Source organism: Dorea amylophila (assembly GCF_025567265.1).
Lineage (GTDB): Bacteria > Bacillota > Clostridia > Lachnospirales > Lachnospiraceae > Dorea_A > Dorea_A amylophila.
The window spans coordinates 12,584-29,792 of the sequence record NZ_JAOQJW010000018.1; the positions used below are offsets into that span (position 1 = coordinate 12,584).

14 protein-coding genes are annotated in these 17,209 nt (G+C 41.1%); 12 read left to right on the forward strand and 2 right to left on the reverse strand.

Annotation, left to right across the window (positions count from 1 at the left end; genetic code table 11):
- The first annotated feature begins 9 nt into the window (after positions 1 to 9).
- The 3 genes from OCV72_RS11650 to OCV72_RS11660 all read left to right on the forward strand — a co-directional run bounded on the left by OCV72_RS11650 (position 10) and on the right by OCV72_RS11660 (position 1,746).
- Entirely contained in the window at positions 10 to 492 is a 483-nt protein-coding gene (locus tag OCV72_RS11650; protein ID WP_055283996.1) for an HD domain-containing protein, read from the forward strand.
- Positions 493 to 566: 74 nt separating this feature from the next.
- Positions 567 to 1,343: a tRNA threonylcarbamoyladenosine dehydratase gene (locus OCV72_RS11655; protein WP_055283999.1), complete on the forward strand. Its 777-nt coding sequence runs from the start codon at positions 567 to 569 to the stop codon at positions 1,341 to 1,343.
- A gap of 85 nt (positions 1,344 to 1,428) precedes the next feature.
- The gene (locus OCV72_RS11660) at positions 1,429 to 1,746 is read left to right on the forward strand and encodes a DUF6465 family protein (RefSeq protein WP_055284001.1); all 318 of its coding nucleotides are present in this window, start codon (positions 1,429 to 1,431) and stop codon (positions 1,744 to 1,746) included.
- A 118-nt stretch (positions 1,747 to 1,864) separates the two neighbouring features.
- Here OCV72_RS11660 and OCV72_RS11665 read toward each other — a convergent pair whose 3' ends face one another.
- The gene (locus OCV72_RS11665; protein ID WP_028088332.1) at positions 1,865 to 2,203 is read right to left on the reverse strand and encodes a hypothetical protein; all 339 of its coding nucleotides are present in this window, start codon (positions 2,201 to 2,203) and stop codon (positions 1,865 to 1,867) included.
- Positions 2,204 to 2,420: 217 nt separating this feature from the next.
- Between OCV72_RS11665 and OCV72_RS11670 the strand changes: the two genes are divergently transcribed.
- From OCV72_RS11670 to OCV72_RS11695, 6 genes are all read left to right on the forward strand, one after another.
- Entirely contained in the window at positions 2,421 to 3,305 is an 885-nt protein-coding gene (locus tag OCV72_RS11670; protein ID WP_055284003.1) for a DMT family transporter, read from the forward strand.
- A 21-nt stretch (positions 3,306 to 3,326) separates the two neighbouring features.
- The gene (dtd, locus tag OCV72_RS11675; RefSeq protein ID WP_055284005.1) at positions 3,327 to 3,773 is read left to right on the forward strand and encodes a D-aminoacyl-tRNA deacylase; all 447 of its coding nucleotides are present in this window, start codon (positions 3,327 to 3,329) and stop codon (positions 3,771 to 3,773) included.
- A gap of 68 nt (positions 3,774 to 3,841) precedes the next feature.
- The gene (locus OCV72_RS11680) at positions 3,842 to 6,658 is read left to right on the forward strand and encodes a two-component system response regulator (RefSeq protein WP_055284007.1); all 2,817 of its coding nucleotides are present in this window, start codon (positions 3,842 to 3,844) and stop codon (positions 6,656 to 6,658) included.
- A gap of 241 nt (positions 6,659 to 6,899) precedes the next feature.
- Positions 6,900 to 7,400 carry a MarR family winged helix-turn-helix transcriptional regulator gene (locus OCV72_RS11685; RefSeq protein ID WP_227097773.1) on the forward strand — a complete coding sequence of 167 codons (501 nt, stop codon included), beginning with the start codon at positions 6,900 to 6,902 and terminating at the stop codon, positions 7,398 to 7,400.
- 80 nt (positions 7,401 to 7,480) lie between these two features.
- Positions 7,481 to 9,727, forward strand: coding sequence for an ABC transporter ATP-binding protein (locus OCV72_RS11690; protein WP_055284009.1), 2,247 nt, complete (start codon positions 7,481 to 7,483; stop codon positions 9,725 to 9,727).
- A complete protein-coding gene (locus OCV72_RS11695; protein WP_055284011.1) occupies positions 9,714 to 11,528 on the forward strand; it encodes an ABC transporter ATP-binding protein in 1,815 nt (604 codons plus the stop codon). The genes OCV72_RS11690 and OCV72_RS11695 overlap by 14 nt, the downstream gene beginning before the upstream one ends.
- Before the next feature lie 450 nt (positions 11,529 to 11,978).
- On the opposite strand, the gene OCV72_RS11700 is transcribed toward OCV72_RS11695, so the two are convergent.
- The gene (locus OCV72_RS11700) at positions 11,979 to 13,205 is read right to left on the reverse strand and encodes an argininosuccinate synthase (protein ID WP_028088325.1); all 1,227 of its coding nucleotides are present in this window, start codon (positions 13,203 to 13,205) and stop codon (positions 11,979 to 11,981) included.
- 453 nt (positions 13,206 to 13,658) lie between these two features.
- On the opposite strand from OCV72_RS11700, the gene OCV72_RS11705 reads away from it, so the two are divergent.
- The 3 genes from OCV72_RS11705 (at position 13,659) to OCV72_RS11715 (ending at position 16,947) form a co-directional block, all read left to right on the forward strand.
- A complete protein-coding gene (locus OCV72_RS11705) occupies positions 13,659 to 15,023 on the forward strand; it encodes an NAD(P)/FAD-dependent oxidoreductase (RefSeq protein ID WP_028088324.1) in 1,365 nt (454 codons plus the stop codon).
- Between the two features lie 264 nt (positions 15,024 to 15,287).
- Positions 15,288 to 15,623 (forward strand): PadR family transcriptional regulator, encoded by a 336-nt coding sequence (locus OCV72_RS11710; RefSeq protein ID WP_055284016.1) that lies wholly within the window; start codon positions 15,288 to 15,290, stop codon positions 15,621 to 15,623.
- Positions 15,616 to 16,947 (forward strand): permease prefix domain 1-containing protein, encoded by a 1,332-nt coding sequence (locus OCV72_RS11715; RefSeq protein ID WP_055284018.1) that lies wholly within the window; start codon positions 15,616 to 15,618, stop codon positions 16,945 to 16,947. The genes OCV72_RS11710 and OCV72_RS11715 overlap by 8 nt, the downstream gene beginning before the upstream one ends.
- Positions 16,948 to 17,209 lie beyond the last annotated feature (262 nt).

A 17,209-nucleotide genomic window follows, 5' to 3' on the forward strand; every position in this document is an offset into this window, starting at 1 on the left:
GCAGGCTGTATGAATGATGAAAAGAGAATCCTGAAGGAAATCAAAGATGTATTAAAAGAACTGGATGAGCAGGGAAGAATGAAGTATACGCAGAAATACATGCAGCATAGTGATATTTCGGTATATAAGCATTGCATTAGTGTGGCATATACAAGCTTAGAACTGGCGGATCGCTTGGCGTGGAATGTCAACCGCAGAGAACTGATCAGAGGTGCGCTTCTGCATGATTATTTTCTATATGACTGGCATGAAAAGAATGCAGGGCACAGATTTCATGGATTTATCCATGCCGGCAGAGCGTTGCAGAATGCCAGGAAAGATTTTAAACTGACCATACGGGAGGAGAATATCATATTACGTCATATGTTTCCGTTGAATGTCGTACCTCCGATGTGTAAGGAGGCATGGCTGGTATGCCTCGCCGATAAGATATGTGCATCCAAAGAGACTGTGGCCGGAAGAATACATAGAAAAAGGAAACAGCAGAGATGAAAGATATGGTTGACTTGTTAGATATCCTACTATTATAATAGGAAATATTATGAAATATGAGTGGAGGAACAAATATGTTAAATCAGTTTTCCAGAACACAGCTTCTGTTAGGGTCTGACAATATGGATAGACTTGCAGATGCAAAGGTAGCGGTCTTTGGGATCGGCGGAGTAGGCGGATACGTGGTAGAAGCACTTGCGAGAAGCGGAGTAGGATCATTTGTCCTGGTGGATGACGATAAAGTGTGTCTGACGAATATCAACCGTCAGATTATTGCGACCAGAAAGACCGTAGGGAAGTATAAAGTAGATGTGATGAAAGACCGAATTCTGGAAATTAACCCGGATGCAGATGTAGAGATAAGAAAATGTTTTTATCTTCCGGAGAATGCGCATGAATTTCCGTTTGAAGAATATTCTTATGTGGTAGATGCGGTAGATACGGTAACTGCAAAGATTGAGATCATAATGCGTGCGAAGGCCGCAGATGTTCCTGTTATCAGTTGTATGGGAGCCGGCAATAAACTGGACGCATCTGCATTTCAGGTGGCAGATATCTATAAGACAAAGATGTGTCCGCTTGCAAAAGTTATGCGGAGGGAATTAAAAGCACGTGGGATAAAAAAACTAAAAGTTGTATATTCGGAAGAAAAACCGGTACGTCCATTAGAAGATATGAGCATCAGCTGCAGACAGCATTGTGTATGCCCGCCGGGGACAGCAAGAAAATGTACCCAGAGAAGAGATATTCCGGGAAGTATTGCATTCGTTCCATCCGTAGCAGGCCTGATCCTTGCCGGAGAAGTGGTAAAAGACCTGACCATCAATCGGTATGGACGGGGAACGGAATAATGGGGGGATATCTTTTGACATTTTCTGTAAATCCGATATAATAGAAAACGTAATGTTCTATTTGTAGATTGAGGAGGTTATCAATATGAAAAAAAATAGAAGAAACAATTCAAGACCTGCAGCAATCACAACTGCAAAAGATACAACAAAGGCAATCGAGACAAGAGCAGGTGTATTGAAAGAAGCAGAAGATGTGAAGAAAGAGGCAAAGACAAGCTTTTATCTTCAGTATATGGGAAAAGAAATCAGCACAGAGGAGATTACACAGAAAGTACACGAAGTATGGAAAACTTTGGGGAAAAATGTAGATGAGATCAAAACGCTGAATGTATATTTGAAACCGGAAGAAGCAGCAGCTTATTACGTGATCAATGAAGAAACAACCGGAAAAGTAGCAATTTAATGTAATAACTATATTGAACGTCCGGTATATGGATACAGCAGTATAGAATTGTTCTATACTGCTGTATCTTTTTGGGACAGAAATGGAAGTCGTTACACCTGTTTAATGCCAATTGTATCTAGTATTTTGTTACATCTTCTTCAAGATGTGCAATCTGTTCCAAAAGCCCGGTAGTTTCTTTTTCAGAAAGACTTTCCAGGATCATGTTCATATCATCCGCAATTTTTGCGGGATTATAAGGAACTTCCAATGCAAAATCACTGAAAGCGCGAATCTTCTGGAAATAAGTGCGGGTCTCAGGTTCTTCACCTCCAGTCCGGCACATCTGATACATGGTGACACAGTCTGTGGCATCCTGATCTGTACATTTTTTACAGATCCATTTTCCAAGATAATAATAATTACTTCCAATCTGATAAAGGAATCCTGGAAGCTTTAATAATCGCTCTGATAACATGACAGAACCTCCTTGTATTGATGAAGTCCGGTTAAGAGGACTTACTTTTTTATGTTTTTAGTATCCGGTGAAGTGACAGAAATGTCAAGTCAGATTTGTCTGAAAAAAATATATAATTTGAAAATGCTCGAAATATGTCGTATTATAGACTATAGTATGATAAGATTTTGGTAAAAGAAAATTATATATGTAATTTGTAGTATAGGTGGAAAGTAGAATGAAACTGAAAAATGGGGGCATGCTGTTACTGACAGCATTTATATGGGGAACAGCATTTGTTGCCCAGAGTGTAGGAATGGATTATCTGGGACCTTTTTCTTTTAATGGAATCCGCTGTCTGATAGGAGCGGTGGCACTTTTACCGTGTATCTGGTTTTTGAACAGAATGAATAAAGATACTGAAACGGACTGTTCGGAAAAAGAAAAATCAGGGAAAGATCTGATAACAGGAGGTATTGCATGCGGAGTATTATTATTCACAGCGGGCAGTCTCCAACAGGCTGGGATTCAGTATACCACAGCGGGAAAAGCAGGATTTATTACTGCTTTTTATATCGTGATCGTTCCGGTTCTTGGAATTTTTCTTCATAAAAAAATCAAATGGAAGGTATGGATGGCAGTGTTACTGGCACTTGTCGGATTGTACTTTTTGTGTATTACGGAGTCTTTTTCTATTGGAAAGGGAGATATTCTGGTATTTTTGTGTGCACTTGTTTTTTCTGTGCATATTCTGGTGATTGATCATTTCTCTCCGAAAGTGGATGGTGTGAAGATGTCCTGCATCCAGTTTTTCGTGAGTGGAATTCTGTCATTACCATTTATGTTTGTGCTGGAGACACCAAGACTTGTAGCTGTGGCGGCTGCATGGATGCCGCTTTTGTATGCGGGTGTATTATCCTGTGGTGTTGCATATACATTGCAGATACTTGGACAGAAGAATGTGAATCCGGCGGTAGCATCGCTGATTTTAAGCCTGGAATCCTGTTTTTCGGTACTTGCGGGCTGGATCATACTTGGAGAACGTTTGTCATTCAGAGAATCGTTAGGGTGTATACTGATGTTTCTGGCAATTATACTGGCACAGCTTCCGGATAAAAAATAATGGGTAACAGGAGGAGAGAAAATGCGGTTTGTGATTCAGAGAGTTACAGAAAGCAGCGTAAAAGTGGATGGAAAAGTAATCGGACAGATAGGAAAAGGATTTATGGTCCTGATAGGTGTGGCTGATTCAGATACAAAAGAGATTGCTGATAAGATGGTTAAGAAAATGACTGGATTACGTATTTTTGAGGATGAAGAAGGAAAGACGAATCTTTCACTGGATGCGGTGGGAGGGGAACTCCTTCTGATCTCGCAGTTTACTTTATATGCGAACTGCAAAAAGGGAAACCGGCCAAGTTTTGTCGAAGCAGGGAAACCGGACATGGCAGAAGAACTTTACGAATATATTATCAGTAAGTGCAAAGAACAGATACCGGTAGTAGAACGGGGAATGTTTGGAGCGGATATGAAGGTGAGCCTGGTAAATGACGGACCATTTACAATTGTACTGGATTCAGACAGATTATAGTGATAAAATATAGATTATGATGAGGGAAGTAAAAAAACGAACAAATATTTGGGGGGGGGGTAAAACGTATGGAAGAACAGAGGAAGAAGATATTAATCGTCGATGATTCAGAAATGAACCGTGAGATTCTGGTGAGTATGCTCGAGGACGAATATGATCTGATACAGGCAGAGGACGGACAGCAGGCGGTTTATATTATGTCAGAACACCATATGGAATTATCCCTGCTGTTATTGGATATGAATATGCCTGTAATGAATGGATATGAAGTGCTGCAGGTTATGAAAGAAAGACTATGGCTGGATCGTATACCGGTTATCAGTATCTCGGCAGATTCCTCTGATGATAATATCGGACGCGCATATAAGCTTGGTGTAAACGATTATTTCTCACGTCCATTTGATGCGGCTGTTGTTTTGAGAAGAGTGCATAACACGATTGCACTGCATGATAAATCCATGGGGAATTTTCAGGATACATTGGGAATGCTGTCAGATTTCTATTATGTAATATTGAAAGTCAACCTGACAACAGACAGTTATCTGATATTGAAAGACGGATTTGATGATCAGAAAAAATATTTCGACAGTTTGACCTCCTTTTCAGCGAGACTACGCGGCTTTGCGGACATGGATTGCATTTATGAAGATGATAAAAAAGAATATCTTGAGTTTTGTAATATAAAACGTCTGAGAAAAGCGTTCGCAGGAGGAAACAGAAAAGAGATGATCCGTTATCGGCGGAAAGTGAAGGATGAATTCAAGTGGGTATCACTTACAATGATATGCAGTGAGGAATACGAAGATGATAATCAGATCGTGATGCTATATGTAAGGGATATTAATGATGACTATCTGAAACAGCTGGATGAAGTCATGAGAAAGACGACGGATTCACTGGGAACGGTGACCGTAAATGTAAGTAAGGGAATGTGTATCTCCTGTGCAGTGAAGAATAAGAATATCAGAATCAGGGGAGAAAAGGAAAATCTGGACGATTACGTAAGAAGAATATCGATGTATGCGATCGGCTGTGAAGACAGAGTAAAAGCAAACCAGTTGTTTGTACAGGAAAATCTACTGAAAGAATTTGCAGCTGGGAGAACAATTATTTCGCTCGAAACAGTTGCTCAGGGAGATCAGGATGAGAAGATTCGTATGTTCCGCATTACGATAGAGATGATCCGGAACTCTGTGACAGATGACATTGAAGGGGTGCTTTATTTTCAGGACATAACCGAAAGTTATCTGGCAGAAAAAATCCCACAGCTTCTTTACCAGAAGAATTTTGAAAAGGTTGCATTGATCGATGCTCGCAGAAATTTGATCAATATGGAATCGACAGAAGATTTTAATGCATACAGATATCTTCATACGAAGATCGATTATAATACGTATTGCCGGGAGATCCTGGGTGAAATGGTTCCGGAGCAGGAAAAAGAGCATCTGAAGAAAAATACAGACATAGAAAAGATATGCAGGGAATTGAATCAAAATGGCCGTTATTCCTTTACAGTCCATCAGATCAGTGAGGATGGAGAGATACGCCTGAAAGAGTTTAATTTCATGTATCTGTTCAGAGAACTGGGAATCATTCTGGCTGTGACAGAAGATATTACAGAGCTTTCCGGTACAGATATGCTGACCGGCGGGTACAACAGACGGGGATTCATCCATAATTCGGAAAACATATTCCGGCACTGTGCCGACAGGACCGATTATGCAGTGTTGTACTTTAACGTCCGCAATTTCAAAGCAGTAAATGAGCTTTTTGGAATTGATACTGGTGATAGTGTGCTGCGCACAATTTATAAGAATATGCGATCATCCAGCCTGAAGCCATGCGTAGTGGCGAGAGTGGAGGCTGATCAGTTCACCTGCCTGGTAGAGAAAAAGAATCTGGATTTTGATGCGCTTTCCGGACTTTGCGAGTGGAATTTCACAAAGAAGGGAAAGACGATGCACATCTTCTGCGGTTGCGGAATTTTCTTTGTTGAAAATAAAGAAATGAGCATCAATGGTATGATCGACCGTGCGAAGCTTGCAAAAAAATATATTACAGATGAATATGTAAAACCATATAATATCTATGATGCATCGATGAAATCATATTACATCGATCGTGCGGAACTTGCAGGAGAACTCAGAAACGGACTGGCACAGGAACAGTTTAAAGTATATTATCAGCCGGTTGTAGATGCGAAGACCGGAGAGATCCGGTCTGCAGAAGCCCTGATCCGCTGGGTGCATCCAAAGAGAGGGTTCGTATCACCTGCCATATTTATTCCGGCATTAGAAGAGAGTGGTCATATCTCAGAACTGGATTTTTATGTGACAAAAAAAGTATTTGAATTCATGCGGAAGCGATGCGAAGACGGTAAGAAAAATATTCCGATATCAATCAATTTGTCATGGATGGATTTTTATGATGAAAAGATGATGAAATGGATCGAGGAAAATGTAGAGTCGTCTCAGAAGCTTGGAATCAAATCAAGATTTGAGATTACAGAGACATCGTTTGAGGCGATGAAGCAGAACCGCAATAATATCCTGGAATCATTGCAGAAAAAAGGTGCGGTGACACTGCTGGATGATTTTGGAAGCGGATATTCTTCTTATGGTGTACTTCAGGACTATAATTTCGATATTTTAAAGATCGATATGAGTCTGGTACGTCAGATTGAGACAAATCCGAAGTCGAGAAGCATCTTAAAATCTATCATTGCGATGGCTCATGAACTGGGGATGCAGCTGGTGGCAGAAGGAGCAGAGACGGAAGAACAGATTGTATTCCTGAGGGAAAACGATTGTGATTGTATACAGGGATATTATTATTCCAAGCCGCTTCCGGAAGACGAATTTTTGGAATACCTTGGGGAAAATTAAACAACAGATCAGAATCAGATTTTGAAGATATAAGCTGTGTGAGTGTGAAAACTCTCCGGAAATCTGCGCAAAAGTGTGGACTTCCGGGGATTTTTTTGAGTGTATATTAGTTAGTATTCTAAATAAATAAAATATAAAACAAACAATAAAAATATAAAAAAAATATAAAAACATTGACAATATTGGTGGAAATGACTAATATAATCGTTAGAATTCTAATTAATAAAAGGAGGTAGAGGATTTGGAAAAAGATATGGGAACGTCAACATTTTTTTCCGTATTTCAATTAATGAAATTTATGCAATATCAGTCAATGAAGCGTATGGAAAAAATGGACTTGAAACCAAGTCAGGCGGGAGTCTTGTTTTCGTTGAAACATTGGGGTGAACAGTCGCAGAAACAACTGGCAGAACGTGTCGGCATTACACCGCCATCCATGACTGTTGCGTTACGGAAGATGGAAGAAAAAGGATATGTGACACGAAGACAGGATGAAAAGGATCAAAGAGTGGTGAAAATTCATCTCGCGCCAAAAGGAGAAGAATGTATAGAAGGAATTCAAAGAGTAATTTGTGAAATGGAAGAAATAGTTTATCAGGGAATATCAAGAGAAGAGATACTTCTGATGAAGCGCCTTCTGACAGAAATGAAAAACAATCTGTTGAACTCAAAGGATTTCAAAGGTGTGGATATGGATACGATCATAGAAAAGACATGTCCATCGGCACGTGGGAGTTTTTAGTAATAGAATATACAGACGGAACTGGATAGGACAGATCCGTTGTATATAGATATGAATGCAGAAAGGAAAGACATAAGAAAATGGGAAAATTATTTAAGTTTCTGAAACCATATGCAGCTGCTGTGGCAGCGATTATCTGCATACTGGTTGTCCAGGCTTATTGTGATCTGTCTTTGCCGACTTACACATCGGATATTGTGAATGTAGGTATCCAGCAGGGCGGCATTGATGAAGCTCTACCTGATACAATTTCCAAAAAAGATCTGAACCATCTGTTACTGCTGGTTCCGTCGGACAGACAGAAAATTGTAAAAAACGCGTATACAGAGTCGGTGGAAAAATACGACTATAATGGTACTGTAATGGAATTAAAAGCTTCTGTGAAAGAGGATAAAAAGAAAGTGGACAGGCTTTCAGAGATTCTTGGAAAGCCAATGCTCATGGCAGCAGGATTTGATTCCGGCAGTGAGATGACACAGAAAATCGAAGAGCAGATGCGGACACAGATGTCTGGAATTCCGAATGTTGATAAGATGGATATCTATGATATGTTGGAGTTTATGGGAGCTGAAGGCAGGAATGCGCTGATCGGACAGATGGATCAGCAGATGGATTCCATGCAGGATTCAATTATTGCCCAGGCAGCAGCAGGGTACATTAAAGACGCTTACACCCATATAGGAATTGATACAGATCAGATCGAAACTACCTATATTTTACATACAGGAGCCAAGATGCTGGCACTTGCATTCCTCGGAATGGCAGCAAGTATACTGGTCGGACTGCTGGCATCACGTGTCGGTGCCGGTGTCGGACGCAGACTTCGTGAAAATGTATTCCGTAAAGTGGTTGGTTTCTCCAATGCGGAATTTGATAAATTCTCTACGGCATCACTGATTACAAGAAGCACGAATGACATTCAGCAGATCCAATTATTACTTGTTATGATCCTTCGGATGGTTCTGTATGCACCGATTATGGCAATCGGAGGAATCTGGAAAGTCTTTCATACGAATGTCGACATGTCGTGGATCATCGGACTTGCGGTTGCTGTTATTATAGTTATCGTAGGATTCTTATTCCTGGTGGTAATGCCGAAGTTTAAGCTAATCCAGAATCAGGTTGACAAACTGAATCTTGTCAGCCGTGAAATTCTGACAGGACTTTCGGTTATCCGTGCATTTGGTACACAGAAGTACGAGGAAGAACGTTTTGATGATGCAAATAAAGCACTGACAAAGACGAACTTATTTGTAAACCGCGCAATGACATTTATGATGCCGCTTATGATGTTCGTTATGAACAGTATTGCGGTCTTGATCGTATGGGTGGGTGGTCACAGCATCAATGACGGAGCAATGCAGGTTGGTGATATGATGGCATTTATCCAGTATACGATGCAGATTATCATGGCGTTCTTAATGATCTGTATGATCTCGGTTATGCTGCCAAGAGCAGCTGTATCTGCAGGCCGTGTAGACGAAGTACTGACAAGTGAGACTATGATCCATGATCCCAAGAACCCGTCACACATTCCGGAAGAAGGAAAAGGAAAGATTGTATTCGACCATGTATCGTTCCGTTATCCGGGGGCAGAAGAAGATGTCCTGCATGACATTTCCTTTACCGCAGAGCCTGGAAAGACGACGGCATTTATCGGAAGTACCGGGTGTGGTAAGTCTACGCTGGTGAATCTGATTCCGAGATTCTATGATGTTACAGACGGTAAGATTACGATTGACGGAAAAGATATCCGAAATGTATCACAACACGAACTCCGGGAGAAACTGGGATATGTACCGCAGAAAGCTGTATTATTCTCAGGCGATATTGCTTCAAATATCTTATATGGTAATCCGGATGGAAGTGAAGCCGAGATGACAGAGGCAGCAACGATCGCACAGGCAACTGAATTTATTGAGCAAAAGAAGAAAAAGTATAAGAGTACCATTTCCCAGGGAGGATCGAATGTATCCGGAGGTCAGAAACAGAGACTTTCGATTGCAAGAGCGATAGCAAAACATCCGGATGTATATATATTTGATGACAGTTTTTCGGCACTGGATTATAAGACAGATGCAACACTTCGTGCAAAGCTGAAAGAGAAAACATCAGAAAGTACGGTTATGATCGTCGCACAGAGAATCAGTACGATTCTCCATGCAGATCAGATCATTGTGTTAGATGATGGTCAGATCGTCGGAAAAGGTACACATAAAGAACTGCTTAAGAACTGTGAAGCATATTATCAGATCGCATCTTCGCAATTATCAGAGAAAGAATTAGAAGAAGATCTTAAGGAGGTGGAATCATATGCCAAGAGGTAGAGGTCATGGACCGAGAATGTCCAATGAAAAGGCAAAAGATTTTAAAGGTACGATGAAAAAGCTGATGGCATATTTGAGCGCATATAAGATTGGAATATTTTTTGTGATTGTATTTGCCATCGGAAGTACGATATTTAATATCGTAGGACCGAAGATCCTTGGAAAAGCAACGACCGAGATATTTAAAGGTCTGGTCAGAAAAGTATCCGGCGGAGCCGGAATTGATTTTGACAAGATTGCACATATTGTACTGATTCTGTTATGCCTGTATCTGGCAAGCGCGGTGTTTTCATTCGTACAGGGATATATCATGACAGGAGTATCACAGAAGCTGACTTACCGTCTGAGAAAAGAAATCTCGGAGAAAATCAACCGCCTGCCGATGAATTATTTTGATAAACAGACACATGGAGAGGTGTTATCCCGTATCACAAATGATGTAGATACCTTAAGCCAGAGTCTGAACCAGAGTGCAACACAGGTGATCACATCGGTGACAACGATCATAGGTGTGCTGATCATGATGCTCAGTATCAGTCCGTTGATGACATTGGTAGCACTTCTGATTCTTCCGGTTTCAATGGGACTGATTTCTATGATCGTAAAACGTTCGCAGAAGTATTTCATGAGCCAGCAGGAGTATCTGGGCCATGTAAACGGACAGGTAGAAGAAATCTATGGCGGTCATAGTATCATCAAAGCATTCAATAAAGAGGAGGATGTAATCGCTACATTCAAGCGGGACAATGATATTTTATATACTTCTGCATGGAAATCGCAGTTTCTTTCCGGAATGATGATGCCAATCATGCAGTTTGTCGGAAATCTTGGTTATGTCGGAGAAGTTATCCTGGGCGGTTATCTTGCTATGAAAGGAAGAATCCAGGTTGGTGATATCCAGTCTTTTATCCAGTATGTAAGAAGCTTTACGCAGCCGATCCAGCAGGTTGCGCAGGTGGCAAACATGTTACAGTCCACAGCTGCAGCATCTGAGCGTGTCTTCGAATTCCTTGAGGAGGCGGAAGAAGACCAGACAGTGGAACATCCGGCATGTATTGATGAAATGGAAGGAAGCGTAAGCTTCGAACATGTTCATTTCGGATATAATCCGGATCACACGATCATCAATGATTTCAGTGTGGATGTAAAGCCGGGACAGAAGGTTGCGATTGTAGGACCTACCGGTGCAGGAAAGACGACGATCATCAAATTACTGATGCGTTTTTATGATGTTGGAAGTGGTTCGATCAAGGTGGACGGGCATGATGTCCGTGACTTTAACCGCGATGATCTGAGAAAAATGTTCGGAATGGTATTACAGGATACCTGGCTGTTCAAAGGAAGTATCGAAGATAATATCCGTTATGGACGGCTGGATGCAACGCATGAAGAGGTAGTGGAGGCTGCAAAGGCAGCACGTGCACACCGTTTTATACAGACCCTTCCGGGTGGTTATCAGATGGAGTTAAATGAAGAAGCAAGTAATGTGTCACAGGGACAGAAGCAGCTCCTGACAATTGCAAGAGCAATGCTTGCAGATCCTAAGATACTGATCCTTGATGAGGCGACAAGTTCGGTAGATACAAGAACCGAAATTCAGATCCAGAAGGCAATGGATCAGTTGATGAAAGGAAGAACCAGCTTTGTGATCGCACATAGACTGTCAACAATACGTGATGCAGATATGATTCTGGTTATGAAAGACGGAGATATCGTAGAACAGGGAAATCATGAAGAACTTCTTGCACAGAATGGATTCTATGCTGAACTGTATAATTCGCAGTTTCAAAGAAGTGCATAAAAACAGGATCATTGCGTTAAAGATTACGGAATCCTTAAAGAGAAATAAGGCGCTGTCAGAAGAAAATCTGACAACGCCTTTTGAATATGCACGGAAACATGCCGGAAATAATCCGGATCGTTCTGCATTCATAACGTTTAGAGGGCAAAAAAGCGTATGTTACTATGCAAGGAAATATACGGTCAATATCCATTGCATGAAATAAACGAATAAAATCAGAACGGGAAGATCCGGATTCTTTTAAAGAAAAATGAAAGTGTGTAAAAAAACTGCTACCTGACAGCCTTTTTACCTGTTTAAGATGAATGCTTTAAAGTAATTAAATTATATCATAAATATACAAAAAATATATAAAAATATACAAATAAAAAATAAAGCAACGAAATGTGGCGTGAAAAAGAAGCACATATCTGCTCATGCATACCAGGTTTCGTTGCTTTTTTGTAAAAGTTATTTCTGATTCTTATTTACGTTCTGCAGCTTCATTGCACGAACTTTCAGCGGAAGTCCGAACAGGTTGATGAATCCACTAGCATCATGATGATCATACAGATCACCGGTTGTAAAACTTGCAAGAGACTCGCTGTACAGAGAGTACGGAGAAGTGGTTCCGGCTTTTGTGATCGTTCCTTTATACAGTTTGAACTTCACTTCACCTGTTACATATTCCTGTGTGCTTTCAACGAAAGCCTGGATTGCCTCACGCAGCGGTGTGAACCATTTTCCTTCGTATACAATCTGGGCAAGCTTGTCAGCCATTTCTTTCTTCACTTCTGCTGTAGCACGGTCAAGAATAAGTTCCTCTAACTGCTGGTGAGCGGCATACAGGATTGTTCCGCCAGGTGTCTCGTATACGCCGCGGGACTTCATACCTACAACACGGTTCTCAACAATGTCGATGATTCCGATACCGTGTTTTCCGCCAAGTTCATTCAGCTTGCGGATGATATCAGATACTTTCATTTCTTCGCCATTGATACTCTTAGGCACACCTTTTTCAAAAGTCATAGTAACATATTCTGCTTTGTCAGGAGCTTTTTCCGGTGTGGTAGACATTACCAGAAGGTCATCGTAGTTAGGTTCATTGGAAGGATCTTCCAGTTCCAGACCTTCATGGCTGATATGCCATAAGTTACGGTCACGGCTATAGCTGTGCTTTGCGTCGAATGGGAGGTCGATTCCGTGTGCTTTACAGTAATCAATCTCGTCTTCACGTGACTGCATGGTCCAGATATCTGTCATTCTCCAAGGAGCAATGATCTTGATGTCTGGAGCAAGTGCTGTGATACCAAGTTCAAAACGGATCTGGTCATTTCCTTTACCGGTAGCACCGTGGCAGATGGCAACAGCATTTTCTTTCCGTGCAATCTCCACGAGACGTTTTGCGATTGCAGGACGGGCCATGGAAGTTCCGAGAAGATATTCATCTTCGTATACGGCATGTGCCTGAACGCAAGGTACAATGTAGTTATCAGCAAAATCATCTACGATATCTTCGATATATAACTTGGCTGCGCCGGAAAGCTTTGCTCTTTCTTCCAGTCCATCCAGTTCTTCCCCCTGACCACAGTCGATACAGCAGCAGATAACATCATAGTTAAATGTCTCTTTCAGCCATGGGATAATTGCTGTGGTATCAAGACCACCTGAGTATGCTAATACAACTTTTTCTTTCATCTTATATATCCTCCTACATGAAATATAGTTTTATCAATCGCTTTAAAATTATCTTCTCGTATACAGCCGGAAAAGTCAAGTCTTTCTTTTGACAGTGTGCGTTTGCGGCTGCAAGGAATACTATACACCTGATTTTATAAATATGCAAGAAAAAACGAGAAAAAAGTTGGAAAATATGCAAATTAATGCATAAAAACAACAAAATGATGCATAAAATAAGCGAAGAAGGATAGATGCGGAAAGGAGAATTTGTCTGTTGGGAAACATTACAAAAATGCAGAGATATATACTGTGAACAATCTTTAAAAATCTATGGAAAAAGCTTGACGAAATGTGAATGTCAACGTAGAATATAGCCGGCACTTTACTTGCAAATAGTATAATTAGAAACAAGAATAAATATAAAACCGGAAGAAAGGTTTATATATATGTCATGAGAAGGAGAAGATACTTATGAATTATGATGTGATCATTATTGGAGCAGGTCCGGGAGGGATTTTTGCGGCGTATGAGCTGATGAAAAAGAAGCCGGAATGTAAGATTGCCGTGTTTGAAGAGGGATATCCGCTTGAAAAGAGAAAATGTCCGATTGACGGGGAAAAAATTAAGAGCTGTATCAATTGTAAACGATGTTCGATCATGTGCGGCTTCGGGGGAGCAGGAGCATTTTCTGATGGGAAATATAATATTACCAATGATTTCGGGGGAACATTGTTCGAATATATCGGGAAGAAACAGGCAGTAGAACTGATGAAGTATGTAGATGAAATCAACATGGAAAACGGTGGGGAAGGAACAAAACTCTATTCGACAGCCGGAACCAAATTCAAGAAGCTTTGTCTGCAGAACAAGCTGAATCTTCTCGACGCATCGGTACGTCATCTTGGAACAGATATCAACTATGTGGTGCTTCAGAATCTGTATGACCAGATGAAAGATCATATAGATTTCTATTTTGATACACCGGTAGAGACGATCGAAATAATTGAAAACGGTTACAAAGTGGTGTGTGAAAAAGGAAACTATGAATGTGAAAAATGCATCGTTTCTGTAGGACGAAGCGGAAGTAAATGGATGGAGAAAGTGTGTAAAGAGCTGGAGATTCCTACTAAATCTAACCGTGTAGATATCGGAGTCCGTGTAGAACTTCCGGCAGTTATCTTCTCGCATCTGACAGATGAACTCTACGAAAGTAAGATTGTATATCGTACAGAGAAGTTCGAAGATAATGTCCGCACATTCTGCATGAATCCAAATGGAATTGTCGTAAATGAGAATACCAACGGAATCATCACGGTAAACGGACACAGCTATGAAGGCAATGAGAAGAAGACAGACAATACGAACTTTGCATTGCTGGTTGCAAAACATTTCTCAGAACCGTTCAAAGACAGCAACGGTTATGGGGAAAGTATCGCAAGACTTTCCAATATGCTTGGCGGTGGTGTTATTGTACAGCGCTTCGGTGATCTGGTACGTGGAAGAAGAAGTACAGAGAAGCGTATTGAAGAAGGCCTTGTAACACCAACCTTATCTGCAACACCCGGAGACTTAAGCCTTGTACTTCCAAAACGAATCCTGGATGGTATCGTGGAGATGATCTATGCGCTGGATAAAGTTGCACCTGGAACGGCGAACGATGACACGCTTCTTTACGGTGTGGAAGTGAAATTCTATAATATGGAAGTAGACATCGATGAGAATCTCGAAAGCTGCCATAAAGGTCTGTATGTGATCGGAGATGGAAGTGGAGTGACACATTCTCTTTCTCATGCATCGGCAAGCGGTGTATATGTAGCAAGACACATCATTGGATAGCCAATGGGGACGGGGAAAGTGGCTCTGACCAGTGAAAACGGAGAAATAAAAAGAAATGTCAGTTTCGGTAAAAGCAAGACGGAACTGACGTTTTTTTTATTATATCTTCGAAAGAGGCTGACAGAAAAAAAAGAATATAAAAAGATTCTGAAATAAAATAATAGGAATCATATTGACATATATAGGCAATCAATATAATATGTAGATAACCGATACAATATGTAGATGATCTATATGTTATGCATGGAAAGGAGAAGAAAAAAGATGGCAGTAGATAAAAGCCTGGTTTCGGGAAGTACAACGATGCTGGTATTAAAATTATTAGAAGAAAAGGATATGTATGGGTATGAAATGATTGATACTCTGCGCGGCAAGTCAAAGAATGTATTTGAATTAAAGGCGGGAACCCTGTACCCTCTCCTGCATGGACTGGAGGAGAAAGGATTCGTGGAAGCATATGAAAAAGAAGCAGTCGGAAAGATCCGGAAGTATTACCACATTACAAGAGCAGGCAAAAAGGAATTAAAGAGAAAATCAGAAGAGTGGAAAGAATATTCACAGGCAGTTCTGGATGTGATGGGTGGTGTGTGCTTTGGATAGGAGAAGATATATACAGACGGTAACAGACCAGATTCGCTGTAAACGCGCACTTCCACTAGTGACCAAAGAACTGGAAGATCATATCGAAGACCAGAAGTGCGATTATATGACAGAAGGAATGGAACCTTCAGAGGCGGAAGAGGCAGCGGTTCTGGAGATGGGCGATCCGGTAGAAGTAGGACTCGAGATGGACCGGATTCACAGACCGAAAATGGCATGGAAAATGATCGGTCTTATTGCAGTCCTGAATCTGGCAGGAATTCTTCTGATGTACTGTCTGAGAACAAGTGCCCTTGCAGATGTGGGAAATAATCCGGGAGAGGTAGAAGGGATTACTTCGGGGATTGGCGGCAATATTGATTATCTGAAAAATATTGCGTGGACATTTGCAGGGCTGGCTTGTATGATCGGAATCTGTTATGTTGATTACAGCTGGATCGGAAAATATGCAAAGCGGCTGGCAGGCATATGGATCGTAGTAATGGGACTGGTTTTATTCGGTATGGCATTACCGTTACGGCCGCTGTTATATCTGATCGTACCGCTATATGCAGCAATATTATATAGCATGCGAAGCAAAAAAACAGGATGTATCGGTATCGCAAAGGCCATATTGTGGCAGGTGCTTCCGATATGGTTCATTTTACGCATTCCGAATCTGCCGATGGCAGTTAGTGTAGAATTTACATTTCTGATCTTGTTATCAATTGCAGTCTGGAAAGACTGGTTTGAAGTGAATAGAAAAAGAACGCTGATCACCATGTGGAGTCTGGTAATCCTGCTTCCGGCAGCAGGGATGACATTAATGGTTAAAATGGGATATGTAAGAGCTTACCAGTCGGCAAGACTGTCGGCATTCATTCATCCGGAAGGCAATGATGCAGGAAGCTTATGGGGCACAATAAGAAATATGATCTCAGGAGCACATTTTACAGGACGTGGAGATTGTGAAAAGATAGGTTTTTTTAACAGTGATTATATGCTGACATTTGTCATACATTATTATGGAATACTGGCGGCAGTGTTGGCGATTGCTGTCATAGGCGCTGTCCTGATCTGGTTTCTGCAAAAGACCGGACACCAGAAAAACCAACTTGGCATGATCATGGGAACCGGATGCGTGGTGGTCCTGTTTACTCAGTTCATTGGATATGTAGTGGAGAATCTGGGCTGTTTTCCGCTTTCGAATAATTACTGCCCTTTCCTGACTGCAGGAGGAAGCGGAATTATGATAAGTTATATAATGTTTGGAATATTGCTTAGTATATATAGGTATCAGAATGTGCTGGTTGAGACGGAAGTAAAGAAGAAAATTGGGATTTAATTCAGCAAGGCACGACGATCCGGACCTGCATAAAAAGTAGGAAGCCGTTCCTGTTCAGGTTCCGTCGGCGGGAAATACTAAAGCGTCAAAATTATGCTAAAAACGGGCTTCCGAAATTTGCAACTCGCCATTCGGCTCAAACAGGCAAATTTCGAAAACCCAACGCATAATTTTGACGCTTAATTATTTCCAACACCTTCTTCACATTCACTGGAACGGCTTTCTACTTTTTATTCCGTGGGTGTCGAATGCCTTAAGAATG